2 tRNA genes and 2 rRNA genes are annotated in these 672 nt (G+C 49.7%); all 4 read left to right on the forward strand.

The features are described 5' to 3' along the window. Positions 1-116 (forward strand): 16S ribosomal RNA (locus EZE20_RS23865); the annotation flags it as partial. Positions 117-167: 51 nt separating this feature from the next. Next, positions 168-241 (forward strand) — tRNA-Ile (locus EZE20_RS23870). A 60-nt stretch (positions 242-301) separates the two neighbouring features. Next, a tRNA-Ala gene (locus tag EZE20_RS23875) sits at positions 302-375 on the forward strand. Positions 376-447: 72 nt separating this feature from the next. Further along, a 23S ribosomal RNA gene (locus tag EZE20_RS23880) occupies positions 448-672 on the forward strand; the annotation flags it as partial.

Genomic DNA, 672 nt, shown 5'->3' on the forward strand with positions numbered 1-672 from the left:
GGAGTCGGGGAGACCTGAAGCAGTAGGTTAAAGACACTGTTAGGGTAAAATCGGCGACTGGGGCTAAGTCGTAACAAGGTAGCCGTACCGGAAGGTGCGGCTGGAACACCTCCTTTCTAGGATACACGTCTAGTATTTGCTTTGGTTTACTTTTATCATATATTTTTGGGCTTGTAGCTCAGGTGGTTAGAGCGCTACACTGATAATGTAGAGGTCCGTGGTTCGAGTCCACGCAGGCCCACTCAATACAAAAAATTGAGTGCACCAGGGTGTATTATGGGCATTGATTTTTAGTTATTTCGGGGGATTAGCTCAGCTGGCTAGAGCACCTGCCTTGCACGCAGGGGGTCAACGGTTCGAATCCGTTATTCTCCACAAGATAGATTTTCGGATCTATCGGGAGTTCATTGACATGATGGGAAGAAGAGAAGACGAAACAGCGGGAGCTGTAAGTAAATTAAGGGCGCATGGGGGATACCTAGGCTCTCAGAGGCGACGAAGGACGCGGTAAGCTGCGAAAAGCTACGGGTAGCGGCACACACGCATTAATCCGTAGATATCCGAATGGGGCAACCCAATCAGGTGAAGCCTGATTATCCCTACGGGGAGGCGAACGGGGGGAACTGAAACATCTAAGTACCCCCAGGAGAAGAAAACAAGAGTGATTCCGCA

Origin of the sequence: Arundinibacter roseus (genome assembly GCF_004348825.1) — a bacterium.
Taxonomy (GTDB): Bacteria; Bacteroidota; Bacteroidia; order Cytophagales; family Spirosomataceae; genus Arundinibacter; species Arundinibacter roseus.